This window comes from Deinococcus sp. AJ005, assembly GCF_009017495.1.
Lineage (GTDB): Bacteria > Deinococcota > Deinococci > Deinococcales > Deinococcaceae > Deinococcus.
This window is the reverse complement of the sequence record NZ_CP044990.1, coordinates 3010333-3033178: the sequence shown is the minus strand read 5'-3', so window position 1 is coordinate 3033178 and position 22846 is coordinate 3010333. Positions and strand designations below refer to the sequence as shown.

The 22846-nt window shown below is 64.9% G+C and carries 25 protein-coding genes; 11 read left to right on the top strand and 14 right to left on the bottom strand.

Annotation, left to right across the window (positions count from 1 at the left end; genetic code table 11):
• Positions 1 to 146: 146 nt before the first annotated feature.
• Entirely contained in the window at positions 147 to 794 is a 648-nt protein-coding gene (locus DAAJ005_RS16620) for a GNAT family N-acetyltransferase (protein WP_226342495.1), read from the top strand.
• A 149-nt stretch (positions 795 to 943) separates the two neighbouring features.
• On the opposite strand, the gene DAAJ005_RS16615 is transcribed toward DAAJ005_RS16620, so the two are convergent.
• Together DAAJ005_RS16615 and DAAJ005_RS16610 are read right to left on the bottom strand one after the other, a co-directional pair.
• Positions 944 to 1756 carry a nitroreductase family protein gene (locus DAAJ005_RS16615; RefSeq protein WP_151848070.1) on the bottom strand — a complete coding sequence of 271 codons (813 nt, stop codon included), beginning with the start codon at positions 1754 to 1756 and terminating at the stop codon, positions 944 to 946.
• A gap of 68 nt (positions 1757 to 1824) precedes the next feature.
• Positions 1825 to 2850 carry a Sectered polysaccharide deacetylase gene (locus DAAJ005_RS16610; RefSeq protein ID WP_151848069.1) on the bottom strand — a complete coding sequence of 342 codons (1026 nt, stop codon included), beginning with the start codon at positions 2848 to 2850 and terminating at the stop codon, positions 1825 to 1827.
• 197 nt (positions 2851 to 3047) lie between these two features.
• Here DAAJ005_RS16610 and DAAJ005_RS16605 point away from each other — a divergent pair, with 197 nt between their 5' ends.
• Positions 3048 to 4250, top strand: coding sequence for a glycosyltransferase (locus DAAJ005_RS16605; protein ID WP_151848068.1), 1203 nt, complete (start codon positions 3048 to 3050; stop codon positions 4248 to 4250).
• Here the strand turns inward: DAAJ005_RS16605 and DAAJ005_RS16600 are convergent.
• Positions 4195 to 4884: a glycosyltransferase family 2 protein gene (locus DAAJ005_RS16600; RefSeq protein ID WP_151848067.1), complete on the bottom strand. Its 690-nt coding sequence runs from the start codon at positions 4882 to 4884 to the stop codon at positions 4195 to 4197. The genes DAAJ005_RS16605 and DAAJ005_RS16600 overlap by 56 nt on opposite strands.
• Before the next feature lie 62 nt (positions 4885 to 4946).
• Between DAAJ005_RS16600 and DAAJ005_RS16595 the strand changes: the two genes are divergently transcribed.
• Complete coding sequence (locus DAAJ005_RS16595) at positions 4947 to 6188, top strand: MFS transporter (RefSeq protein WP_226342494.1); 1242 nt, start codon at positions 4947 to 4949, stop codon at positions 6186 to 6188.
• Positions 6189 to 6311: 123 nt separating this feature from the next.
• Complete coding sequence (locus DAAJ005_RS16590; protein WP_151848634.1) at positions 6312 to 6962, top strand: polysaccharide deacetylase family protein; 651 nt, start codon at positions 6312 to 6314, stop codon at positions 6960 to 6962.
• Between the two features lie 10 nt (positions 6963 to 6972).
• On the opposite strand, the gene DAAJ005_RS16585 is transcribed toward DAAJ005_RS16590, so the two are convergent.
• Positions 6973 to 7650 carry an NUDIX domain-containing protein gene (locus tag DAAJ005_RS16585; RefSeq protein WP_075831459.1) on the bottom strand — a complete coding sequence of 226 codons (678 nt, stop codon included), beginning with the start codon at positions 7648 to 7650 and terminating at the stop codon, positions 6973 to 6975.
• Between the two features lie 98 nt (positions 7651 to 7748).
• Positions 7749 to 9755, bottom strand: a complete 2007-nt coding sequence (locus tag DAAJ005_RS16580) for an amylo-alpha-1,6-glucosidase (RefSeq protein WP_192930809.1) — start codon at positions 9753 to 9755, stop codon at positions 7749 to 7751.
• A gap of 198 nt (positions 9756 to 9953) precedes the next feature.
• Here DAAJ005_RS16580 and infC point away from each other — a divergent pair, with 198 nt between their 5' ends.
• Positions 9954 to 10622: a translation initiation factor IF-3 gene (gene infC / locus DAAJ005_RS16575; RefSeq protein WP_151848065.1), complete on the top strand. Its 669-nt coding sequence runs from the start codon at positions 9954 to 9956 to the stop codon at positions 10620 to 10622.
• 168 nt (positions 10623 to 10790) lie between these two features.
• The gene (locus DAAJ005_RS16570; RefSeq protein WP_075831457.1) at positions 10791 to 11036 is read left to right on the top strand and encodes a glutaredoxin domain-containing protein; all 246 of its coding nucleotides are present in this window, start codon (positions 10791 to 10793) and stop codon (positions 11034 to 11036) included.
• Positions 11037 to 11111: 75 nt separating this feature from the next.
• On the opposite strand, the gene DAAJ005_RS16565 is transcribed toward DAAJ005_RS16570, so the two are convergent.
• On the bottom strand, positions 11112 to 11783 hold the full coding sequence (locus DAAJ005_RS16565) for a hypothetical protein (RefSeq protein ID WP_151848064.1): 672 nt from the start codon (positions 11781 to 11783) through the stop codon (positions 11112 to 11114).
• Entirely contained in the window at positions 11780 to 12826 is a 1047-nt protein-coding gene (locus tag DAAJ005_RS16560; protein ID WP_226342493.1) for a metallophosphoesterase, read from the bottom strand. The genes DAAJ005_RS16565 and DAAJ005_RS16560 overlap by 4 nt, the downstream gene beginning before the upstream one ends.
• A 118-nt stretch (positions 12827 to 12944) precedes the next feature.
• On the opposite strand from DAAJ005_RS16560, the gene DAAJ005_RS16555 reads away from it, so the two are divergent.
• Together DAAJ005_RS16555 and DAAJ005_RS16550 are read left to right on the top strand one after the other, a co-directional pair.
• Positions 12945 to 13337, top strand: a complete 393-nt coding sequence (locus DAAJ005_RS16555) for a lysozyme inhibitor LprI family protein (protein ID WP_083653221.1) — start codon at positions 12945 to 12947, stop codon at positions 13335 to 13337.
• Between the two features lie 42 nt (positions 13338 to 13379).
• Positions 13380 to 13910, top strand: coding sequence for a GNAT family N-acetyltransferase (locus DAAJ005_RS16550; RefSeq protein WP_226342492.1), 531 nt, complete (start codon positions 13380 to 13382; stop codon positions 13908 to 13910).
• Between the two features lie 7 nt (positions 13911 to 13917).
• On the opposite strand, the gene DAAJ005_RS16545 is transcribed toward DAAJ005_RS16550, so the two are convergent.
• The 4 genes from DAAJ005_RS16545 to hisF form a co-directional block, all read right to left on the bottom strand.
• On the bottom strand, positions 13918 to 14454 hold the full coding sequence (locus DAAJ005_RS16545) for a 5-formyltetrahydrofolate cyclo-ligase (RefSeq protein ID WP_151848063.1): 537 nt from the start codon (positions 14452 to 14454) through the stop codon (positions 13918 to 13920).
• A gap of 270 nt (positions 14455 to 14724) precedes the next feature.
• Positions 14725 to 15627: a DUF4394 domain-containing protein gene (locus DAAJ005_RS16540; RefSeq protein WP_151848062.1), complete on the bottom strand. Its 903-nt coding sequence runs from the start codon at positions 15625 to 15627 to the stop codon at positions 14725 to 14727.
• Positions 15628 to 15796: 169 nt separating this feature from the next.
• The gene (hisIE, locus tag DAAJ005_RS16535; protein ID WP_192930808.1) at positions 15797 to 16468 is read right to left on the bottom strand and encodes a bifunctional phosphoribosyl-AMP cyclohydrolase/phosphoribosyl-ATP diphosphatase HisIE; all 672 of its coding nucleotides are present in this window, start codon (positions 16466 to 16468) and stop codon (positions 15797 to 15799) included.
• Positions 16465 to 17280: an imidazole glycerol phosphate synthase subunit HisF gene (gene hisF, locus DAAJ005_RS16530; RefSeq protein ID WP_151848061.1), complete on the bottom strand. Its 816-nt coding sequence runs from the start codon at positions 17278 to 17280 to the stop codon at positions 16465 to 16467. Before hisF ends, hisIE begins: the two co-directional genes overlap by 4 nt.
• Positions 17281 to 17674: 394 nt before the next feature.
• Here hisF and DAAJ005_RS16525 point away from each other — a divergent pair, with 394 nt between their 5' ends.
• Both DAAJ005_RS16525 and DAAJ005_RS16520 read left to right on the top strand, forming a co-directional pair.
• Positions 17675 to 18112 carry a response regulator gene (locus DAAJ005_RS16525; RefSeq protein WP_151848060.1) on the top strand — a complete coding sequence of 146 codons (438 nt, stop codon included), beginning with the start codon at positions 17675 to 17677 and terminating at the stop codon, positions 18110 to 18112.
• Between the two features lie 116 nt (positions 18113 to 18228).
• Positions 18229 to 19056 carry a DUF72 domain-containing protein gene (locus DAAJ005_RS16520; protein ID WP_151848059.1) on the top strand — a complete coding sequence of 276 codons (828 nt, stop codon included), beginning with the start codon at positions 18229 to 18231 and terminating at the stop codon, positions 19054 to 19056.
• A 67-nt stretch (positions 19057 to 19123) separates the two neighbouring features.
• Here DAAJ005_RS16520 and DAAJ005_RS16515 read toward each other — a convergent pair whose 3' ends face one another.
• The 3 genes from DAAJ005_RS16515 to DAAJ005_RS16505 all read right to left on the bottom strand — a co-directional run bounded on the left by DAAJ005_RS16515 (position 19124) and on the right by DAAJ005_RS16505 (position 21756).
• A complete protein-coding gene (locus DAAJ005_RS16515; RefSeq protein ID WP_151848058.1) occupies positions 19124 to 19960 on the bottom strand; it encodes a uroporphyrinogen-III synthase in 837 nt (278 codons plus the stop codon).
• Positions 19939 to 20262, bottom strand: coding sequence for a nitrite reductase (NAD(P)H) small subunit (locus DAAJ005_RS16510; protein WP_226342491.1), 324 nt, complete (start codon positions 20260 to 20262; stop codon positions 19939 to 19941). The genes DAAJ005_RS16515 and DAAJ005_RS16510 overlap by 22 nt, the downstream gene beginning before the upstream one ends.
• Positions 20263 to 20430: 168 nt before the next feature.
• Complete coding sequence (locus DAAJ005_RS16505) at positions 20431 to 21756, bottom strand: (2Fe-2S)-binding protein (protein ID WP_226342490.1); 1326 nt, start codon at positions 21754 to 21756, stop codon at positions 20431 to 20433.
• A gap of 286 nt (positions 21757 to 22042) precedes the next feature.
• Between DAAJ005_RS16505 and DAAJ005_RS16500 the strand changes: the two genes are divergently transcribed.
• Positions 22043 to 22744, top strand: a complete 702-nt coding sequence (locus DAAJ005_RS16500; protein ID WP_370519734.1) for a molybdopterin oxidoreductase family protein — start codon at positions 22043 to 22045, stop codon at positions 22742 to 22744.
• Positions 22745 to 22846 lie beyond the last annotated feature (102 nt).

Genomic DNA, 22846 nt, shown 5'->3' with positions numbered 1-22846 from the left:
GGAAAGGGGAGAGCAGACTCGCGCCTGGAAGGGGAATTGCAGCAGGAGAAATTTCTTGGCGCAGGTTTGTGCGCGAACTCTGTGCCGCTTCCTGATCAGCCGTTTTGCATATGGATTCTCTGGGCCAACCGTGTTCTCCTACGGTAGTGCCCACCGATCTCTATCCGCCACTGAGCCTCAAAGTCACCACGCCCAAGCTGGAGCTTCATGGAGCCACGGACGAACTGCTGGCCCAGCTCCTTCCCATTGTTCGTGATGGTGTGGGCGCGCAACAACCTTACCCATTCGATGATCCCATGTCTTTGTATGAAGACAATCCAGTACGCGAAAGGAAGTGGCTTCAGTCCATCTGGCGGGGGCGGGGCAACGTTCGCCCCGATTTCTGGCGTCTGTACTTTGTGGTCATGCTGGGCGAGCAGGCCGTGGGAATGCAGGACTTGATCGGCGTGGATTTCGATACTTGCCGGACCGTCACCAGCTTTTCCTGGCTGGCTCCGAGCGCCTGGCAACAAGGTCTGGGACGTGAGATGCGTGCCGCTATCCTGCACCTTGCCTTCGAAGGATTTGGGGCGGCGGAAGCGGCCAGTGAGGCTTTTTTTGACAATCTGCCGTCTAACCGTGTGTCCGAGAGCATGGGCTACCAACCGAACGGGAGCAACTGGGCCACGCGGCGGGGCGAGCCAGCCGTGTTGAATCGCTGGCGTCTCAAGCGTGATGACTGGGAGTTGAGTCGTCGGAGCGATATTGAGTTGATCGGCATGAATGGGGTTAAAGACGTTTTGCACATCAAGTGAGTACCGCTATGACCCTCATCACTTCTCAACTGGAGGGCGATTTTGGGAAAGGGGCTTCATCGTAGAAAAAACCTGTGAGAGCCGACTTTCTGTTTCAGGTCAGAAGTTTTGAGGGGTGGTCAGGTCAGCGCGAGCGTAACGCCTGACCCTCATTGCTCATCCTGCCCGACCTCCACCCCACCCGGCAAAAATCCCCGCCCCCTGAGCGCCTCCAGCACCTTCTGTGACGTTGCCGCGTAAGCGTCCGGGTCATATTTGTAGGGACTGGTGTACATCTGCGCCAGCGAGGTGATGCCGCCCTCCTCGCACATGGCCTTCAGATGCGGCATGGACATGTACCGCTGCCAGCCACTTTCCTCCCGCGCCGCATACAGCTCCTCCAGATCAGATGGCCCAAGCTCCTGATAGGTTTCGTCGTGGATATAGGCCCGCATCGGCAGGCGCTCACGCCGTTCTGGCTGCTCATCTGGGACACCCACCACGATGGTGGTGATGGGCAGGCAGGTCTCGGGAAGGTTCAGGTAGTCGGCGATGTCCTGCATGGCCTGCAACGTGGTCCCCATGTAACAGATGCCGTAGCCCCGCGCCTCAAAGCCCAGCGTCACGCTCTGCGAAATCAGCATCGCCTCGTTCGCGGCCACCTGATAGCCCAGGAAGTTGTTGAAATTGTCCCGCGCCCCACGAAGCTTCAGCCACTGCCGCGTGCGGTGCCAGTCGGCGCAAAAGGTGATCACCAGCGGGGCCTGAAGGACAAACTCCTGCTCGCTGTGCAATTCGTACAGCCGCCGTTTTCGCGCCGGGTCACGGGTCACGATTATGGAGTAACTATTGAGGTTCCCCGACGAAGATGTGCCCATGATGGCCTCTTGCAGCACCTCGTCAATAACATTTTGAGGAATTTCATCAGGTTTGAACTGTCGGATGGAGCGGTGTGCGGTCAGCGTCTGGGCCACGGTTTTCATGTTGGAGATTGTAGTGAGGCTGAGTGGCAGTGCAACGTCTCTGGCCCGTTCAGTGCGCCTCTAGCCCCTCACCCGTACTTCGCTAGAAATGCCTCCCGCGTCATCCAGGCCATCTTCGGTTGCGGCTCGCTGGGCGGGCGGGCGGTGCCGTAAACGATCCGCAGCACGCGAAAGCCCAGGCCATAGATGCGGGCGCGGGCGGGCGGCAGGGGCAACAGCTCAAAGCCGCCCTGTTCCAGTTGTGCGTGAAACAGCGTCACGGCGAACACCGCCCGCGAGCCTTGCAATTCGGGCAGCGTCTGCATGGCGGCGGCCACGTCCCGCAGGCTGCGGAGATAGGCGCGGTAGGCGGTCAGCGCACTTCGCCCGGCCAGCCCCACGATGCGCGGCGAGTGCAGGTGCAGCTCGGCGGTGGGGGTGTCTCGCGGCAAGGGCAGCGGCTCCGGCGCGTGGTCCAGCGCGGCCACCCGCATCACGGCGTCGGCCCGCTGCGCCAGATCGATCACGCCGTGGTTGCGGGCAAAATTGGCCTCTACGGTATGGGTGTAAAGGTGCAGCAGCAGGTCACGCGGTCCGGCCAGCCGTAAGCCCGGAATGTCGCGTACAGGGACGGGGCGGTAACCCAGCGCCCGCATCTTCGGCAGCCTCTGTTCCAGTTCTCCCGGCAACACGCGCACTGTCTGCCCCGGCTGAGGCTTCTCCAGCGGCAGGGGCAGCGGATGAACGCCCTGTGCGGCCAGCAGGCGCAGGCTGGCGCGGCTCGGATATTCCGAATCCCAGCTTTGAACGGCCTGAGCGGCAGCCACCTCGAACGCGCTGATCTGCTCTGACTCACCCATTCCGGCGATCTCATGCCCGGCCTGTGTGGCAGCGTAAAGGGCGTCTGGTGCGTGCCGGGCGAGGGTCGGAGAGACCAGCAGGGTGACTTCTGCCTTCAGCTTCAGCAGCACTTCCACAACGGCCCGGATTTCACTTTCATCCTGAACGGGCACCGTCACGCCGACTTCGGGTGCGCCGGGGTGGCCGCCTGCCCACGCGCCGTAGGCCCCGGCGCGGAGCTGGGCAGACAGCATGAAAGAGGGTGCGGCACTCATGGAGGGACTGTAGCGGGTTTTGCCGTCCCCGGCGAAGTGGCCCGACTTGTACCTGCTCAGGAGGGCCACAACATGAGACCAAAGGTGGACGACTCTCTCATGTTCGGCGTCGTATTCTCCTGTCTAGCGATGCATCAGACTCCCCCTTCTCCAGCAGGATGGCCCCTCCCGGAATGGAACTCCGCTGGTGAGAACGGATGAAACCGCTCCGTATCGGCCTGTTTACCGACACCTTTCTGCCGGATCAGAACGGCATTGTGACCAGTGTGGGTTTGCTGAGTGACGAGTTAAGGGCGCTGGGGCATCACGTCGAAGTGGTGGCCCCCGACTTTCCGGGCAACGTGGATACCCGCACCGATGTGCGGCGCGTGCCCAGCATCAGCTACACGTTCCTGCCCACTTACCGGCTGGCGTGGCCCACGCGCAAGGACTTTCCGCAGAAATACGATGTGGTGCATACCCATACGCCGCTGACATTGGGGCTGGCGGGGGCGCGGCTGGCCCGCAAGTGGAATGTGCCGCATGTGGCGACATACCACACCCATATCGAGGCGTACACCCATTACGTGCCGGGCGTCACGGCCTTGCAGCGCTACACCGGGGCCGTGACCCGTGTCATGGGCCTGCTGTATGGCCGGGCCGACGCCGTGATTACCCCCACCGCCGGGGTGCTGGACGTGCTGCACGCCATGCGCGTTCGCAATCCGGTGGTCATTCCCACCAGCATTGACGCGCGGGTACTGCACGCCGCCCCGCCGATTGAGAATCCCTGGCCTGCTGGCAAACGCCGCCTGCTGAGCGTGGGACGGCTGGCCCGCGAGAAACGTTTCGATCATGTGCTGGACACCTTGGCGCAATTGCCCGACACGCATCTGGTGCTGCTGGGCGAGGGGCCGGAGCGCGTGCATCTGGAAGCCCACGCCCGCCGCCTGGGCATTGAGGGCCGCGTGAGCTTTCTGGGCGTCAAGCCCTGGACCGAGATCGGCGCGTATTACCGCTTAGCCGAATTGTTCCTGTTCGCCAGCGACACCGAGACGCAGGGTCTGGTCTTGCAGGAGGCCGAGCTGATGGGCGTGCCGGTGGTGGCAGTGGGTGCGCGCGGCACGTTAAGCAGCGTGGCGCACGAGCGCAGCGGCTATCTGGTGGCCCCGGCGGACGTGAACGCCATGATCCGCCATTCCCAGGCCATCCTGGGAGACCCGGCGCTGTGGGCAAGGCTGTCCGCCGGTGCGCGCGAGTTCGCCTCGGGGACCACCCCAGCGGGCGTGGCGGCACGGGTGCTGGACGTGTACGCCGCCGCGCTGGGCATGCCGCGCGAGATGCCGTTTCCCGCGGAACCCGGCCTCAGCGCTTCTGTTGCGGCTCCTTCTGGTCAAAGTATCCTCGCGTATGACCCGTGATGTTGCGCAGGTGCTGCCACGCGAAGGGCAGCGCGCCCCGCTCCATGCGGCGGGCACTGGTCTGCACCAGCGCGTCCGGCACGTAGGCCACCGTGCCCAGCGCTGCGATGGCCTGCCCCAGCATCACGTCCTCGTAGGCTTCCACTTCGGGGTAGCCCCCGGCCAGCAACGCGGCCCGGCGCGAGAAGGCCATGTTGGCCCCGGCCAGATTGGGTTTGCCCACCACCCGGCAGGCGTGCAGAAAGGCGCTGTAGGCCACCTGGGACGTCCAGGCCCAGTGCGGGGCCACCCCGCAAAAGCCCATCGGGCCGTAGAGACCCACCCGGTCCGGCGTGGCCGCGTCCAGCAGCTCCAACCACTGCGGGCTGGGCAGCGAATCGGCGTCGGTGGTGGCGATCCAGTCGCTGTGGGCGGCCTCCAGACCACATTGGCGGGCGCGGGCCACGCCGGGCTGGGTGCAGTGCAGCACCCGCGCGCCCCAGGCCCGTGCCAGGGCCACGGTGTCGTCGGTACTGCCGTTGTCCACCACGATCACCTCGGCGGGGGGCTTGCGCTGCGCCTCCAGCGCCCGCAGGGTCAGGGGCAGATACGCCGCCTCGTTGCGGGCGGGAATGATCACGGAGAACTCGGGCACGGGCACAGGCTAGCAGGCGTGGCCTGCTTTCCCGCCGGGGGGAGAAGGAAGGGGGGCCAACCGTGAGCGCCGCCTCCGCCCTGCGAGAACGCCTGCCTGTCAAGCCCGGCACGCTGCCCGGCGTGCTGATGGCCGCGCTGGTGCTGGCCTGCTCGGAATTTGTGCGGAGTGGACTGTACGGGGCTTACCTGCCGCAGGCCACTGGCACGCTGCTGGGGCTGCCCAAGGCGGATGCGGTGGCGGTGGCGGCCACGGCCTTTACGGTCCACTTCATCAGCGACACCGTGATGCGCGGGCCGTCGGGCGCCCTGATCAGCCGCTTTGGCGTGCGGACCGTGATGCTCTCGGGCGCGGCCCTGTCGCTGCTGGCAGTGGGTCTGATGGCTGAAACGCACACCGCCTGGGTGCTGCTGCTGGCGGCGGCGCTGCACGGCATTGGCTTCAGTGCCATGTGGCCGGGGGCCATGAACCTGACCGCCGACGCCACCAAAGACAGCCACAAGGGCCGCGCGGTCACCCTGATCAGTCTGGGCGTGATGCCGCTGATTGGCGCGGGCTTTCTGCTGCTGGGCGCGCTGGCCGAACGCCCCCGCGCACTGGTCTTCGCCATTGTTCTGTCTGTGCTGGCGGTGGCGCTGTTCAGCGCTCTGTTCGTTCCGGATCGTCTGCGCCGCGCCATTACCGCCGAGACCCCGCCGGACCGCCGTGCCCGCCTGAAAACGGCGGTGGGCGCGCTGGCCCCGCTGTTCCCAGCAGCCTTTATGCAGACCCTGACCATGACCCTGCTGGGACCGCTGCTGTTCACGCTGTACCGCGATCTGGGCCTGACCTACTGGGGCATGGTGGCGCTGCTGGGCACCGGGGGCGCGGTGGCCTTTGGCAGCCTGCCCCTGACTGGCAAGGTGGCCGATGGAGGCCGCGCCCGGCTGGCCGTGACCCTGGGTTTCGCGCTGCTGGGCCTGGGCCTGGGATTGATTGCCACCACGCCGCCTATGTGGGCGCTTTTTGTGCTGGCCGCGCTGGTGGGCGTGGGCTACGCCTTTATCATGCCCGGCTGGGCTGCGCTGGTCACGGGCCGCCTGCCTGAAGCCGAGCGCCCCGCCGCCTGGGGCGCGCTGATGACCGTGGAAAATGTGGGCACCTCGCTGGGGCCGCTGGTGGGGGCCTTCGCCTACCGCACGCTGGGGCCGACTGGACCGTTCATCACGGGGGCCGCACTGGCCCTGCTGACTGCGCTGGGTTACGTGGTCTTCCGCCGCATGCTGACCACCCGGCAGGAGACGGGGCCGGAGGGTGGGGCGTAGGCGGTGGGAAAGATTGCCAGGACGAAAGCACGCTTGATCAGTGGCTCCGCTCCACCAAAGTCCACTTTTCTACTGCTGCTCTCTGCTCTCGGACTCCTTGCCACTGCTGCTGTCTTGGCCGATGTGCTGGGCCGCGCGGCAGGCTGGGGCGCGCTGGGGGGTGGTCCACAGGATTCAGACCGGGTGGCGCTGACCTTCGATGACGGTCCCTCGCCGCGCACCCCCGAACTGCTGGAGATTCTGGCGCAGCACACCGCCCGCGCCACCTTTTTCGTCACCGCGCCTGCCTGCGAGGCCCATCCTGAACTCCTGCAAAAGCTGCTGGACAGCCCGCATCAGGTCGAGGCGCACGGGCGCTGGCACCGGCACGCGATGCTGCTGACGCCCTGGCAGGAGTGGGCGCAGATCGGGTGGCATCCACGCGCCGGGCAGACTGGGCCGCTGCTGTACCGCCCCCCCTACGGGGGCCACAGCCCGCTGACCCTCCCCCTGACGTGGCTGGCCGGACGTCAAATTGCCCTTTGGGACGTGGAGGGCCGCGACTGGACCGACGCCGACGCGCCCACCCTGGCCCAGCAGACCCTGGCCCGCATTCGCCCCGGCAGCGTGGTCCTGCTACACGACGGCCCGGCGGTCACGCCTGAACTGCTGACGCTTTTGCTGGAGGGCTTAAAAGCGCGCGGGCTGCAAGCCAGCACTCTGGCCGAACTCCCCATGCAACGCATTCGGCTGCGGCAGGGGTTAAAGAGAGTCTGGGCGAGCTACGGAGGGTAAGTTGCCCCGTCTACAGTGCCGCTACACGGACATTCTTCGCACGCCGGTACAACTGTGCGGGCCGTCCGACACCACTTCTGCGCTCGCCGCTGGGGGTCAGGATGCTCTGGGCCAGCAAACGTTTGCGGAAATTGCGCTTGTCCAGTTGGCGGTCCAGAATCGCCTCGTAGACGCCCTGAAGTTCGGGCAGTGTAAAGGTGTCGGGCAGGAATTCCAGCGCCAGATTGGCGTATTCCAGCCGCAATTGCAGCCGCAGCAGGGCGCGGGTCAGGATCGCCTGATGATCGAAGGCCAGCCGGGGCGGGCGGTGGGCGCTGAGCCACTCTGCTTCCAGCGTATGGCCGCCCCCGCTGACGCTGACCGTGCCGTGGGGTAGCACCGCCAGATGCGCCACGCTCACGATGCGTCCGCGCGGATCGCGGCCCACCTCGCCAAAGGTATAGAACTGTTCCAGGTGGCGCGGTTCCAGTTGCACGGTGGTCTCGGTCCGCAATTCGCGCAACGCGGCCTCGTGCAGTTCCTCGCCGGGCTGTACGAAACCGCCGGGCAGCGCCCAGTCGCGGGCGTGCGGCAACTGGCCACGCTGCACCAGCAGAACATTCAATTCGCCGCCGTGCATGGCAAAGGCCGCGATGTCCACCGCCAGCCCCACCTGTGTGGCCTGAGGTGGAAGGGCGAGGCCAGTCATAGCCGTGATCCTAGGGTTAGTGTCAGGTGTACGTCAAGTGGGGGTGTCTAGCCATAAGTGTGATGTGGTCTCGGGAGAAATCAGCTCTGAGACACGTTTTAACCTGACTTTTGGGCGGCCTCTTTCTTCTCGGCCCGCGACACCAGCACCTGCCCGCGCAGCAGTTCGGCCACGCTCCACGCCTGGAAGGGGCAGCCGCCGGGCAGCAGCGCATCCCCACTAAACACCTCCGAAACGTGGCCGACGCCCGCCTCCCAGACATGACCGCTCAGGCCGTCCAGTGCTGCGCGGGCCTGGGTGACCTCGCCGCGTGAGAGCAGCAGTTCCAGGTACGCGGTCAGCGGCCAGGGCCACACGGTTCCCTGGTGGTAGGCCGCGTCGCGCAGCACCTGTGGGCCGCCATAGTTGCCCCGGTAACGCGGGTCATGCGGCGAGAGGGTGTGCAGCCCCAGTGGCGTCAGCAGTTCGTTTTCGGTCTGGCGGACGGCGGCCTCCACCTGTTCAGGCGTGGCAGGGGTGTCGGGCAGGGCCAGCGCCAGCGCGGCGTTGGGGCGCACGCTGAGGTCCAGAACGCCGTCCGTGTCCAGAACGTCGGCGAACGCCTGCCCATCCCAGAACTGCCCGAAGCTGCCGCGCGCCTGCGCCCATGCCTCCGCAAGTTCTGGCGGCTCTCCCAGCGCCTCCGAGAGCCGTGTTTCCGCTCCCAGCGCCGCGATCCATAGGCCCTGAATCTCAATCGGTTTACCGTGGCGCGGCGTGACCACCCAGTCCTCGATCTTCACGTCCATCCAGGTCAGTTGCACGCCTGCTTCCCCAGCCAGTAGCAGGCCGTCCACCGGATCGGCGCGGATGCCATGATCGGTGCCGCGCAGATGCCACTGCAAAAGCCTGCGCAACTGCGGCAAGGCTCCCCGCGCGAAGTCCAGATCGTTGCTGGCAGTCACGTAGCGTTCAAGCGCCGCCGCCAGCCACAAAGCCCCATCCACCGTGTTGTAGCCCGCGCCCTGCCCGTCTTCGTGGAAGTGGTTGGGGATCAGGCCACGTTGCAGGGTGCTTAAAAAGGTGTGCAGCAAGTCGCGGGCCTCAGCAAAACGCCCGGTCAACAGGGTCAGGCCGGTCAGCGAGATCATGGCGTCGCGGCCCCAGTCGGCAAACCACGGATAGCCCGCGATGACGCTGGTTCCCGCTGGACTGTTGCGCCGGACCAGATAGGCGTCCGCTGCCACCGCCAGCGTCGCCACCAGATCGTCGGTCACTCCACACGTCTGCTGGGCCAGCGTTGCGAGTTCACGTCGCCGCGTGGCCTCCTGCTCGTAGGCCAGCCAGGGATCGGGAATGTCGGGGGTGGTGTCGGTCAGACCCTGGACCACCAGCGCCACCTGACCGCCGCCCGCTGGAAAGCGGACCTCCCACAACGCCGCGCCGCGCACGTACTCGTGATCGGGTTCGCCGCGCGCCGCGTCGTGGCGGTAGTAGACGCGCTGGGGGAAAGGGTCTGGGTCAAGTCCTGTGACCTCCACCCCCGATGCGTGCAGCCTGACCCGCGTGGTCCGTTCGCCGCGCACCAGCACGTTCTCACCGTTCGCCTCAAATTTCAGTTCGGGGGCCTGCATGTGGACGTGGTGCATGTCGCGGTCCACAAAATAGCCGCCCAGCGTCAGCGTCACTGACTCGCGCGAGTCCACCGAGTACAGGTAAACAGCCGCGCCCGCGTGGGCCGGGCTGACGGTTCTCCGGGAAATCCGCACGCCGCCCACCATCTGCACCCGTTCGGGCAGCAGGTCATGCAGGGTCGCGCCGCCCAGGATCTCCAGTCCGCGTCCCTCAAAGACGCCCGGCGCGAGTTCCAGGGCGTGCAGACTGTGCCTCTGGCTGCCCACTTGCAGAATCTCCAGCGGCGAGACCAAATGCGTGAAGCGCTGCACCGGCGGCGACTGACTCACCACCAGACCCGAGTAGCAGCGCGTCGGCACTCCGGCCGCACTGCTGAGGGCAAAGCCGCCCAGGCCATCGGTCAGGAGGACTTCCAGATCGGGATTGCGGGCAGACAGGGGGCCGTAACGGTGGATGTGGGCGGGGGCCACAGGGGGGAAGGAACGGTCCATAGGCGAAGCATGGCAGAAGATGCGGGCTGTCCGGCACATGTGGCGCTGCTGTTGACAGAAAGTTCATCCCCACAAAGAGACGGCAGACCTGCGTGGTAAACTGACATGTTTACCCGTCACAGCTTTCAACGTGAATGCGGGTTCAGCCGCCCTAACCCGTCAGAAATGACGCTGCCAGCGTGCAGGGGGCGCGCGGAGGTGATGAATATAGCGAAAGATCATAAGGTCAACGAGCAGATTCGCGTCCGTCAGATTCGTCTGATTGGCGGGGAAGGTGAGCAGGTGGGCATTATCGACACGCGCGACGCGATGAACATGGCGCGTGAGGCGGGGCTGGATCTGGTCATGGTCAGTCCCCAGGCCGTGCCGCCCGTCTGCCGTCTGCTCGACTATGGCCGCTTCCGCTTCGAGCAGCAGCAGAACGAACGAGAAAACCGCAAGCGGGCGCGTGGTCAGGAAGTCAAGGCCATCAAGTTCCGGGTCAAGATCGACGGGCACGATTTCAACACCAAGACCGGGCATGTGCGCCGCTTTCTGGAAGAGGGCCACAAGGTCAAGGTCACCATCATGTTCCGTGGCCGTGAACGCACCCACCCGGAACTGGGCGAACGCATTCTGGTGCGCGTGGCCGAGACGCTGGCCGACATCGGTGTGCCGGAAAGCAACCCCAGCATGATGGGCATGGACATGAACATGATCATGACCCCCCGAGTTGCGCCCGCCCCCAAGAAAGAGCGTGAAGACGACGGCGAGATGGCCGCGTCTGCACCTTCCGGCGCTGCGGCTGTTCCTGCCGAGGCTGTTGCTCAGCCAGAAGCACAGGCCCCCAAAGCAGACGCTCCCGCCGAAGCCTCCACTCCGGCGTAACGCTGGCGGCATCTGATTCCAAAGGCGAAAGGCGGCCTGCCCCTGCGGTGGGCCGTTCGCCTTTACTGAACTGGCCTACTTTTCGTTTCCGCTTTATTTTGTAAACTACAGTACCGGGCAGAGGTGATTCCTGCCTCTCGTCCGCATCACTCACAGGAGGAATCTTCCATGATCAAGATGTACACCACCAGTTGGTGCCCCGATTGCACCGCTACCAAGCGCGCCCTGACCAGCAAGGGCCTGGACTTCGAGGAAATCAACATCGAGCAGGACGACAAGGCCGCCGAGTACGTCATGAGCGTCAACGGTGGCCGCCGCAGCGTGCCCACCCTGGTCAGCGGCGACGTGGCCCACAGCCTGAGCGGCTTTCGCCCGCAGAAGCTGGACGCGTTCCTGGCGGAAGCCGGACTGTAAGCTCAACCCTCGCAAAACGAACGGTGCGGCCTATTGCAGGGCCGCACCGTTTTTGCTGGGCACTGCTGTTGGGCGCTACTTTTTGAGGGTCATCAGCTCCGTGACGCTGTAGCTGCTGCTGGATTTCACCAGCCCCACGCCCTCGGCGTACCATTCTTCGAACTCGCCCAGATCGCGGTTGAGGGGCACGGGTCCCAGCTTGCCCACCACGCGCAGGTTGCCCCTGACCTTCCAGGCATCGAATGTTCCGGCAGGAACCGTGACCTTCTCGCGGTTGATCACCTGCCGCCGCACCGTGATGGTGGCCTTGCCACTCAACAGGCTCTGCCGTCCTTCCAGATCCCAGATCAGACTCCATGTCGCGCCCGGTTTCCAGTCCGGCGCAGCGGCGATGCCCAGCCCCCTGACCGCTGCTCGGGTCAGTTTAATATCGCCCAGTTGCGGGGGCGTCAGGCTGGTCTGCGCGCCTGCAGCGCAACTGAATCTGGTGGTGTTGACTGGCTTTCCAGCGCTCATGGACTGTTCCTGAAACTCCGCGCCCGCCCCTGTCCGGCTCAGGGCATAACTGGAGGTGGGCTTTTTGATGTCGCCCGGCGTGACCCGGTAGGTCCAGACCCAGCCCGCCTGCACCGGATTCAGTGCGTTGTCGCAGGTGGCGGCGGGGGCTGCCCACGCTGCGCCACAACTCCAGATCAGCAGGCCGCAGAAGGCTGGTTTCCAGCCCGGTCTGAAGAGGGGGCGGCTCAATTGGCCTTCTTCCTGATCTCCTGCATCGCGGCCAGTGTCGGCACGCCATCGGTGGCCACCGTGTAAATGTTGATCGTGAGCATCTGTGGTGTCATGTCCAGCCACATAAAACCGGGCTGTCCGAAGAATTCGGCGACGGCTTTCCGGGTGCCGATTTTGCCGCCCCCGATCTCACCCGCCGCCCCTGAAACGGCGGTCCAGGTGCCGGGGCATTCGGGTTGCGGCGCGAAGACCTCCAGCGCGTGGACATGGCCGCTGAGCAGCACGTCCACCTTGCCGCAGGCCAGTCCGTACAGGTCCCGCACCGCGTCCCCGCGCTGGAAGGCGAAGGGCAGACCGTCGTAGCGCCCGGCGTCCCCATGCTTGCCGTTGGAGAACAGCGGGTGATGGCCCAGTACCAGTTTCCAGCGCGCGGAACTGTTCTGGATCGCCCCGGTCAGCCACGCGCGCTGGGCGGCGTCCCACGGGCCTCCGGGCCGCTCATTGGCACGGCGCACAGGTAGGTAGGCGGCCAGCGGCGTGGTGTCCACCGCGAAGAACTCGGCCAGCATTCCCCCCTGTCCCGCACCCACGGGCGCGCGGTAGGTGCGCCCCGGCATGACCCACTGCGGGTTCAGTTTGCTGTAAGCGACTTCGGCCTCCGCGCCGCGTGCGTCGGTGCCGTCGCCGCCCAAAAGACCGCTCTCGTCGTGGTTGCCGGGCACCATCAGAAAGGGAATATTCAGCGGGCCGTAGATGTCCGCAAATCTAGTTTTAAACAGGGGAGAGCTGGCCTCCCTCGGCCCTGCCGGGTAGAAGTTGTCGCCCAGGCCCACGCCCAGATCGCAGCCCTGCTGTTTACAGACCGCCTGCATGGCCGCCCCCACCCGCCGCTGAACCCCGTCCCCGGTACCCTGATCGCCCATGACCACCACCCGCAGGTGTTCGGGATCGGGGACGCCCAGCGTGGCGGTCACGTCTGGGAGGAGACCCACCGGGCCGCTGATAGCGGGAGCGCAGGCAGACAGGAGCAGGCCCAGGAGGGGCAGAAGGCGGCGTGACATGCCCGCATGCTACAGATGGCGGATGCGTGTGGGCGGGCGCGGCGTTACGGTGTGGCGTCAAAGTTTCAAGAGGTGGGTTTGCCTCACCCCTTGCGGTACGCTTGGGCTGGAGGTTCCCATGCAACCCATCCTGAAAGTCGCGCTCTTTCTCGGCACTGCGCTGGCCCTGACATCCCAGGCGGGCGCTCAGAACAACTGTGACCGCCCGAATGGCTCCTTCGATCAGGTCTACTGTCAGATGAAGGTGCTGACGCGGGCCGACGCCGATCTGAACGTGGCCTACACGCTGTTGCTGAAGAAACTGGCCCCGGCGGCGCAGGGACGGCTGCGCGAAACCCAGCGGGCATGGCTGGTCCGTCGAGACCGTGACTGTGTGGAGTACGACGCCAGTCGGGGCGACGTGGTGTATACCGGCTGTGCCGTGGACACCACCACCGAGCGCCTGAATTTCCTGAATGACCGCCTGCGCGAATGCAACAGCAGTGGGTGCCAGCCCAGCCGCCTGCGCTGAGCGCGCCACTTTGCAATAAGCCCGTCCCTTCCGGTAAGCTAGTTGACCGACGCGCCCCAGGCCACCGCACGTCAAGCTACGGCCATGCATGTGCGCCCCGCCGTCCCCGCCGACTTCCCAGCCCTGAAACCCATGCTGGTGGACATGGGCTTCGTGGAGGATGAGGTGGCGCTGGAAGCCCGTTTTCCCTCGTTTTGCGGCGATCCGCTGCGGCCCCTGCTGGTGGCCGAGACGGACGGCGGAGAGGTGATCGGTTACGCCCTGCTGCACGATTATGGCCCGCACCTGCGTTCCGGCCAGTCGCACCGCACGGCCAAGCTTGAGGACCTGTACACCGCTCCGGCATGGCGGCGGCGCGGCGTGGCCCGTCTATTGATGCGTGCCGTGGAGGACTGGGCGCGGGCGCGGCCCCTACGTCACGTCTTCTGGTATGCCAACACCCACGAGGCTGGCCCCGCCTACGTCCGCATGGGCTACCGCCCCGACGACGCCGGACAGGAGGGCTTCCTGTTCTTCGAGATCGACTTTGGAAACCCGGCAGACCGTCTGCCTCACCCGCAGCGCGGTTCGTGAAAGGCGGCTAGCACCGCGTGCGCTCCAGTCCGTCCTCTGTTGCCAGCCACGCCACCGGGCAGTCGTGGGCATCGGCAGGCAGGCGGGGGACAATCAGGGCGCGCTGAATAACGCCCACGGTCAGGCCACCGAAACCAGGAAGGAGACGGTCATAGAACCCGCCGCCGTACCCCAGTCGGACACCCTGTATGTCGAAGGCAAGGCCAGGAAGCAAAATGGCGTCCACATCGCTCAGAGGGACTTCGGGCGCGTTGGCGGGCGGCTGCAAGGCCCCGAAGCGGCTCATCTCGGTGGCGGTGTCCCAGGGGTGCAGCGTCAGGCGCGGCGTGGGCTTAAAGCGGGCGCGTGAGGCCAGCAGCTCGAACCCTTGGGCCAGCGCGGACACGTCTAGTTCACCGGGCAGGGCGCGGTAAGCCAGCACCCGCCGCGCGCCCGTCTGCCGCAGAAATGCGCCGAGGTGGGCGGTGACCGCTGCCGAATGATTTGGGAGTGCCTGCCGCTCCTCACGCGCCCAGGTGCGCCACCCGGCTTTGTTGGAAGGCATCAACGCAGACAAGATGGATTTATTTTAAGCTCGCGGCGGACCAGAGCCAAAAAAAGGGGAACGCATGCCTCCCCAGGTGGACACGCGCTCCTGAACAGCCATATGCAGCGGCGGCGGCTTTGGATCATGTCGGGGCTTCATCTTCTTTTCATGGCGCAGTTTTTCATGGTGCAGGCGCCAGCAGAAATGCGAAGCAGGACAGGCCACGCTTTTCAGCCATGACCTGTCCTGTGTTCACGTTCAATTCAGCCTGCCCGCCCGACTGGAAGTTTAGTTGGTGGGCAGGGTCACGGCCAGATTCTTGATGGTGCCGGGGAAAGTGGTCTTGACGGTGGCCGCGCCGCTGGTCAGGTTGACGGTGTACAGCGTGACCGTGTTGCCGACATTCACCGTGGCGTAGGCTTCGGTGAGTCCTGCAATGTCGAAACCGGTGGCTCCGGCCACGGCGTCGAAGCCCAGCTTGCCGACGGTGTTCAGGGTGCTGAACGCCGCACCAACCGTATGCAGCACGAGCTGATCGGTGTCGGCATCCATGCTGTACAGCGCAGTTGCGGTGGCGTCGGGCCTCTGGCCGTTCACCGAGTTGGTGTAGGCCGCTGCCACCAGATTGGGGTTTTTGCCTGCGTTGACGTCGCCAGCAACGTAGGCCAGCTTGCCGTCAGAGGTCAGCAGATTGGGACTCTCGCCCGTGGAGGGGGTCAGGCGGAAGTTGTCGTCGGTGGTGTTGAACACGCGCAGGCGGAAGGCCGCCGGGTTGAAGTCGATGGCGGCGGGGGTTCCCACGATGCTGGGGGTGTCCAGGGTCAGTGCGCCAGTCGCCGTGTTGACGCGGTACAGCGCGCCCGTGTTGGACATGGTGTATAGCGCTCCGTCCTTGTTCCAGAAATCCAGGTCCACCAGCGTCTGCCCTGCGCCCAGGCCGGTCAGGGTCAGGGTCTTGTAGCTCGTGGCGGGGTTGTCCAGCCCGAAGGAGGCCAGCTTGCCGCCAGCATCCAGGCCATACGCGGTGCGGCCCAGGGGTGCGTCCGAACCCGCAGGGCCGGTGGGGCCAGACGGTCCAGTTGGGCCAGTGGGTCCCGCCGGGCCAGCAGGACCCGCCGGACCAACCGGTCCCTGGCTACAGGCGCTGAGCAGAAGGGCGGAAACGGCGGCCAGAGCAATCATTTTCTTCATGGTAAATCCTCCAAAAGAGATAGAAAAAGTCCCACATGATCTGGACGAACATGTGGCACAGCGTCGGGACGGGGGCTTCAGACAGGGATAAGCAGGATCTGGTCAGGTGGATCACCTCCCGGTCTTGGCCCAATCTTTAGGCCCGCCTCATCAGAGGTTGGTGGTTTGGTCAACCCGCTTCTTTTGGCCCCTTCAAACCACTTTTTCCCTCGCGCATCTGCAAGACGGCGGCCACGTCCCCCGGCGAGACGCCCACCTCGGCCATCGCGAACAGGGTGTGGAACAGCAGATCGGCCACCTCCGTTGCCAGTTCGGCGCGGTCATTGTTCTTGGCGGCCAGCAGCACCTCGCCGCTTTCCTCGCTGATTTTCTTCAGCACCCGGTCCAAACCCCCGGCGTGCAGGCGCGCCACATAACTGCCCTCCGGCAGCGTGGCGAGGCGTTCGGTGATGGTGGCGTACACGCGTTCCAGCGTGCCGTCCAGACCAGTTGTGGATGTCTGTTCCTCCAGCAGCGGCGTGTAAAAGCAGGAGTATTCCCCGGTGTGGCAGGCGGCCCCGGTCTGCTCCACGCGGTACAGCACGCTGTCGCCGTCGCAGTCCACAGACACGCCCACGATGCGCTGGGTGTGCCCGCTGGTTTTCCCCTTGATCCACTGTTCGCCGCGTGAACGGCTGTAATAGGTGGCCTCGCGGGTGGTCAGGGTCCGTTCCAGCGCGTCCCGGTCCGCATAGGCCTGCATCAGCACCGCCCCCGTGCGTGCGTCCTGCGTGACCACCGGAATCAGCCCATCTGCGCCGAATTTCAGGGCCGAGAGGTCCGGCAATGGTGCCCCGCTCATCGGGTGCCGCCTTGCAGCGCGGCTTCCTGGAGGGCCGTGTCCTGCCACTCGGGCCTCACAGCCACATTCCGCCCGTGCAGGTACGCCTTGACCTGCGGCACGGTCAGTTCTCCGAAGTGAAAGACGCTGGCGGCCAGCGCGGCGTCGGCCTGCCCGGCAGTCAGCACGTCATAGAAGTCTGAAAGTTGCCCTGCTCCGCCGGAAGCGATCACGGGCAGGTCCACGGCGCGTGCCACGGTGTGGGTGGCTTCCAGATCGAAGCCCGCCCGCGTGCCGTCGGCGTCCATGATATTCAGGCAGATCTCGCCCGCGCCCAGCGTCTGCCCGCGCACGGCCCATTCCAGCAGATCCAACCCGGTATCCACCCTTCCACCTGCGCGGAACACGTTCCAGCCGCTGCCGTCTGGGCGGCGTTTGGCGTCAATGGACAGCATCACGCACTGTGCGCCGTGGTGGTCACTGGCCTCACGGATCAGTTCGGGGCGCGACAGTGCGCCGCTGTTCACACTGATCTTGTCGGCCCCAGCCATCAGCAGTTGCCGGAAGTCTGAGAGCGCGTTCACGCCGCCGCCCACGGTCAGCGGCATCATGACCTGCTCGGCCACGCGCGCGGCCACGTCCAGCATCAGGCCCCGGCCCTCGTGCGTGGCGGTGATGTCATAAAAGACCAGTTCATCGGCCTGCTGCTGCTCGTACGCCTGCGCCAGCACGAGGGGATCGCCCGCATCGCGGTGGTCCTCGAAAAAACGGACGTTCTTGACCACCCGGCCATTTTGCACGTCCAGACAGGGAATGATGCGCTTGGTCAACATGCCCAGAAGTTTACGCGAGGGCCGGGTGTGGGATGGTGCAGGCGTTGACCGGGGCAGGGCTGTTTCATTTCGATGCTTCAGCCCAGGCCCTCGTTGAAGGGCGTCTGCGTGCTTTCTGGAATCCAGATTTAGCCTTTTCCTATGCTGCCCGAAAAACCCATTTACTATCGTAAAGATGAGAGTCGCTCTGTACTAAAAAGTCCACATTGTGGCCTTATGCACACAGTATTTGTCTACTGCACACTATCTCACAATGCCATCCAACCTTTAAGTTCCCTTCATTCTTTATGCTAAACTCGGGTCATCTGGTGGCTTCCCCAGGCCAAGCCAGTCACCTCTGATCGACCTCTTTTTTAAAGGGCGGTCTTCCGGCCATGCCTGACTGGAGAATGCCGTGATCACCCACCGAATTCTGCTCGTAGACGACAACCCCAATGATCTGGAACTGGCCCTGTCCGCCATCGGCGGCGAGAAGGTGGGCGAGTCCATGCCTGAAGTCGTGGTGGCCGGGGGCGGTCAGGAAGCGCTCCGGCTGCTGCGCTGCGCGGTCAAGTGTGGGCGGCCCCTGCCGGACCTGATCCTGCTGGACCTGAAAATGCCGCAGATGGACGGTCTGGGCGTACTGGACGCCGTGCGCGCCGATGGGGACCTGCGCGATATCCCGGTGGTGATGCTGACCACCAGCGGTGAGGACCGCGATATCCGTGACGCCTACGCGCACGGCGCAAGCGCCTACGTGATCAAGCCACTGGATTTTGCCCAGTTCAGCGAGGCGATGCACACCATCCAGGCGTTCTGGACCAACCTGAATCGGCATCCGCGCCTGTACTGACAGGTTCACTGGAAAGAGAGGCGTGGACGGTGTTCCGCGCCTCTTCTTTTGCCTTCCGCCTTGAACCCGCCTTCATCCCCGCCCCTTTGGTCTGGGCCACGCTTTACCCTGAAGCCATGCGCGTGTATATCGGCTGCGGCGGCTACAGCAACGACGACTGGACGGCCCCTGGCCTGATCTACGAAGGCGTGAAAAAAGACGGCTATCTGGACGCCTATGCCCGGCATTTCGACGCCGTGGAACTCAACAGCTCTTTCTATGCTATTCCCGGCCTGAAAGCCTTTGAGGGCATGGCACGCAAGTCGGGCGGGCGCACGCGTTTTGCCGTCAAGCTGAACAAGGCGTTCACGCATGACCGCGCCCCCACCGATGCCGACTATGACCGGATGCTGCAAAGCCCTGAGCCTCTGCGCGACGCCGGATTGATGGGGCCGTATCTGGCGCAGTTTCCGTACTCGTTTCACCGCACCGCCGACAACCGCAAATACCTGCTGGCGCTGTCTGAACGCTTTGCTGGACATGAACTGGCCGTGGAGTTGCGCCACGGCAGTTGGGACAAGCCTGAGGTGCGCGAGGGCATGGGGGAATTTGGCCTGCTCTGGGTCAGTCCCGATTACCCCCCGGTGGGCGGCATGCCCGAACCGCAGGTGCATGTCACCGGGGACGTGGGCTACCTGCGCCTGCACGGGCGCAACGAGGGAAGCTGGTGGGAGGGCAAAAGCGCCGCCGAACGCCACGATTACCTGTACAACCGCGCCGAGATGGACGAGTGGGCCGAGAAAATTGCGCTGGTGGCCGAGGATTTATCGGAAATCTATATCTTTTTTGAAAATACGACTAAAGGCCACGCCCTCAAGAATATCCCCATGCTGCGCGAGGCCCTGAATGCGCGCGGCGTGCCCGTGCAGACGCCGGACGCTGGGGATGACGGGCGGTTGCTGTAAGGAAAATCCCTCTTGCGCTTCTGGCACGGCATTCTCCCGCTGTATTGAGGGATGGGGGTTGAGTTCCCTAACCTGCCCGCAAAAGCCGCCGCTTCTCAATAATGCCCGGCGCGTGTTGGGCGGCCAGACGCACCAGAATCCCCATCTTGTGGGGGTTGGCTTCCAGGTCGATTCGCAGGCCCAGATCGGCGGCGGCCTCGCTGCACGCTGGGCCGATGCTGACGATCATCAGACGGTTCAGCGCATCGCGGGCGTGCGAGAGCAGCCCCAGCCCCTCAGCGTATTTCAGGAAGTGCAGGGCCTGGGTGCCGCTGGACAGCAGCAGCACGTCCGGGCCGCCCAGAATGCAGTCGCGCACCGCTGCGTCCAGTGGGCCAGTGTCCAGCGGAAAGGCGCAGCGGTAGACCGGCAGGCTGGTCACGCGCAGGCCCGCAAAAGACAGTTCGCGTAGCATCGGGGCGGGCATGGCCTCGCCGTATTCCAGCAGAACCGCGTGCTGCCCGGCTTCCAACGTGGTCAGCAGGTGGGCCTGAACCTCGTGCCAGGTGTGGGGTTTGGCGACATTCACGCCCAGCAGACCGAATTCCTTGAGCGCCTGCATAGGTTTGTTGCCGCGCGCCACCAGTTGAATGCCGCGCAAGGTGTCCAGATGGCGCGGGTCACGGGCGGCCAGTTCGCGCAGGAACATGCGGGTGCCCACGCCGGTCATGCAGGCCAGCGCATGAATGTCCCCGGCGGCCAACGCCCGCTCAAAGGCGTCCAGCGCGCGGGTCAGGTCCAGTTTCTGCTCACGCATGCTGGGGGCCACCACGGGCACGCCGCCGTACTTGCCGATGAGCGTTCCCATTTCCTCGGCGCGGCGCGATTCCAGACTCAGCACCTTCAGTCCACCAAACCAATCCATACCTCACCTCCCTCAACCCGCGCAGAGTAGGTGGGCAGGGTCATGTCCGCGTGGTCCAGCGCCTGCTCCGTTGCCAGATCAAAGGTGTGTTTCAGCAGCGGCGAGGCCACCTTAGGCCGTTCCTCTGCATCTCCGCTGCGGTAACTCCCGGTCAGCCCGCGCGAGATCACGTCCGCCCCGGTGAAGGGATTGCGGTTGCCCACGGCGCAGACCCGCCCGGCCACATGAAAGACGGCGATCTGCCGCCCCTCCACCAGCGCGCAGACGCCCAGGCCCGGCAGAATGTCCGCCAGTCCGCACACGCGCTGCCAGGAGGGAAGGGAAGGGGTGGAATGGGTGTTGAGGTTGAGGGTTATGGGAACTCCTTGGAGTGGTCTGAGAGTTAAAAAGGCTGAAGGGCTGGAGGTCTGAAGGCTGTTTGCTAGTCGTCCCCGCCCGCCATCGGCAGCGGCGTCAGACCTTGCGTCATCTCATGGACGAACGCTGGGCGCAACTGGCCGCGTTCCTCCACCCACTGCAATCCGGTGTCGCGGGTGTCGGCATTCACGAAGGTGCGAAACCGGGCGGGCGTGGCGGGATCGGCCAGGGCGGCGGCCCACTCGTCCTCGTAGCTGAGGGCGTGCTGATCCATCGCAGCGTCCACATCGGCGCCCAGGCCCAGCGAGTCGTCCAATCGCCCCGCGCAGATAATCCAGGCCGCCTTCCAGCCACGCGCTGGTGCGCTGGAGGCGGTCTGCGGTGCGGATATAGAACATCAGGTAGCGGTCAACCGTGCGGGTCAGCGTTGGCTCATCCAGTCCCTCGGCCAGCAGCAGGGCATGTTTGGGGGTCACGCCGCCGTTGCCGCCCACGTACAGGTTCCAGCCCGCCTCGGTGGCGATGATGCCGAAGTCCTTGCTGCGGGCCTCGGCACACTCGCGGATGCAGCCGGAAACGCCGCTTTTCAGCTTGTGCGGGCTGCGAAGGCCCCGGTAGCGCAGTTCCAGTCGGATCGCCAGCGTGGTGCTGTCCTGCATGCCGTAGCGGCACCACGTTGAATCCATACAACTCTTGATTGTCCGCAGGCTCTTGCCGTAGGCGTGACCGCTCTCAAAGCCCGCCGCGATCAGCTCGGCCCAGATGGCGGGCAAGTCGTCGCGCTGTGCGCCCAGCAGATCAATGCGTTGCCCGCCCGTGATCTTGCAGTACAGGCTGTATCTGCGCGCCACCTCGCCAATGGCGATCAGCCCGTCTGCCGTGACTTCCCCGCCTGGCACGCGCGGCATCACCGAATACGTGCCGTTCTTCTGGATGTTGGCCAGAAAGGCGTCGTTGGTGTCCTGAGGGGGGGCGTGCTGCGGCTTCAGCACGTATTCGTTGTGCAGGCTGGCAAGGATGCTGCCCACGGCGGGCTTGCAGACCTCGCAGCCCAGACCCGTGCCGTGCGCGGCCAGCACGTCGTCCCAGGCGCGGTATCCCCTGCCCCGGATCAGATCAAACAGTTCCTGGCGCGAGTACGCAAAGTGTTCGTACAGGTGGTTGCTGACCGTCTCACCCAGCCGCTGCAACTCGCTTTGCAGCAGGCCGTGCAGGCTGGGCACGCAGCCGCCGCAGCCTGTCCCGGCCCCGGTGCAACTTTTCAGCGCCTTGATATCGCGCGCCCCATCCCCAATCGTGGCGCATACGGCGTCGGCGCGCAAGTTCTCGCATGAGCAGATCAGGGCGTTGGTGTGGGCGGGCAGAGCAGTGCCGCCCGGTAACGGGGGCGGGTGTGCTGAGGCGGGCAGAGTTGAAGGTTGGTTGTGTGGTTGAGGCATAGCAAGGCTCCTGAAACGTCCTCCACGGTTGGGGGCGGGGGAGTCGGGCTGGCGTGGGGCCAGACCTGCTGCCCATTTGGACCGATCTTATACAATTTGTCAAGAGATATTTAAACAGATTGCAAAAAATCTAAATATAATCTGCAATATGATCCAAAATTAGCGCCGTTTAGTCAAATATATCCTTGACAGATCGCAAGCTCTCCTGCAGGCTCAGACCCATGACTGCGCCCTCCCTTCCATCATCCGGCCCACGCGTCGTCCGCACCACTGTCCGCACTGCGCAGTGCAGTGCAACTTCGATGTTCATGTCGAAAACGGGCTGGCTGTGAAGCTGATGCCCACCAGGGAATGCCCGGTGGCGCGCGGCATGGTCTGTAAGAAGGGACTGGCGGCCCTGAACGATCTGCGTCACCCCGAACGCCTGACCGATCCGCTGCTCCGCAAGAACGGTCAACTGGTGCCCGTGTCCTGGGCCGAGGCGTTGGCCTACGTGCGGGACGCGCTGACGCCTTTGCTGGACAGCAATCCGGCGGCGGTAGGTGTCTTCGGCAGCGGTAGCCTGACCAACAAGAAGACGTATCTGCTGGGCAAATTCGCGCCGCTGGCCTTGAAGACGCCCAACATTGACTACAACGGGCGCTACTGCATGGCCTCGGCCTCGGCGGCGCTGAACCGCACGGTGGACTATGACCGGGGGCCGGGCTTTCCGCTGGGGGACATGGCGGGCAGTGACCTGATCCTGCTGGTGGGCGCGGATATCGCCGTAACCCTGCCGCCGATCATGCATTACCTGAAAGCCGCCAAGGACCGGGGCGGCGTGGTGTACAGCATTGATCCGCGCGCCACCGTCACCGCCAGAGCTGGGGCTGCAGGCTGCGTTTGTCGTCCTGTTGGCCCTCCTCGGCCTGACCACCGCCGTCTATATCAGCAGCATGATTTGCCTGCGGGCGCTGGGACGGCAGCCGAAGTTCGCCTGAAGTGCTAGGGGTCAAAGGGTCTGCGGGGGCACGCAAGACCCACCAGACCCTTTTTCAATCAATGGTCAGAAAGGGCCGCGCCGCCCTGCTACGGAACACACGGATGCGCT

Bases quoted from the DNA above. Each gene is read 5' to 3' on its own strand.
- DAAJ005_RS16615 (WP_151848070.1), bottom strand. From the start codon at position 1,756: ATGAAAACCGTGGCCCAGACGCTGACCGCACACCGCTCCATCCGACAG.
- DAAJ005_RS16610 (WP_151848069.1), bottom strand. From the start codon at position 2,850: ATGAGTGCCGCACCCTCTTTCATGCTGTCTGCCCAGCTCCGCGCCGGG.
- DAAJ005_RS16605 (WP_151848068.1), top strand. From the start codon at position 3,048: ATGAAACCGCTCCGTATCGGCCTGTTTACCGACACCTTTCTGCCGGAT.
- DAAJ005_RS16585 (WP_075831459.1), bottom strand. From the start codon at position 7,650: ATGACTGGCCTCGCCCTTCCACCTCAGGCCACACAGGTGGGGCTGGCG.
- DAAJ005_RS16580 (WP_192930809.1), bottom strand. From the start codon at position 9,755: ATGGACCGTTCCTTCCCCCCTGTGGCCCCCGCCCACATCCACCGTTAC.
- DAAJ005_RS16570 (WP_075831457.1), top strand. From the start codon at position 10,791: ATGATCAAGATGTACACCACCAGTTGGTGCCCCGATTGCACCGCTACC.
- DAAJ005_RS16560 (WP_226342493.1), bottom strand. From the start codon at position 12,826: ATGTCACGCCGCCTTCTGCCCCTCCTGGGCCTGCTCCTGTCTGCCTGC.
- DAAJ005_RS16555 (WP_083653221.1), top strand. From the start codon at position 12,945: ATGCAACCCATCCTGAAAGTCGCGCTCTTTCTCGGCACTGCGCTGGCC.
- DAAJ005_RS16545 (WP_151848063.1), bottom strand. From the start codon at position 14,454: ATGCCTTCCAACAAAGCCGGGTGGCGCACCTGGGCGCGTGAGGAGCGG.
- DAAJ005_RS16540 (WP_151848062.1), bottom strand. From the start codon at position 15,627: ATGAAGAAAATGATTGCTCTGGCCGCCGTTTCCGCCCTTCTGCTCAGC.
- hisIE (WP_192930808.1), bottom strand. From the start codon at position 16,468: ATGAGCGGGGCACCATTGCCGGACCTCTCGGCCCTGAAATTCGGCGCA.
- hisF (WP_151848061.1), bottom strand. From the start codon at position 17,280: ATGTTGACCAAGCGCATCATTCCCTGTCTGGACGTGCAAAATGGCCGG.
- DAAJ005_RS16520 (WP_151848059.1), top strand. From the start codon at position 18,229: ATGCGCGTGTATATCGGCTGCGGCGGCTACAGCAACGACGACTGGACG.
- DAAJ005_RS16515 (WP_151848058.1), bottom strand. From the start codon at position 19,960: ATGGATTGGTTTGGTGGACTGAAGGTGCTGAGTCTGGAATCGCGCCGC.
- DAAJ005_RS16505 (WP_226342490.1), bottom strand. From the start codon at position 21,756: ATGCCTCAACCACACAACCAACCTTCAACTCTGCCCGCCTCAGCACAC.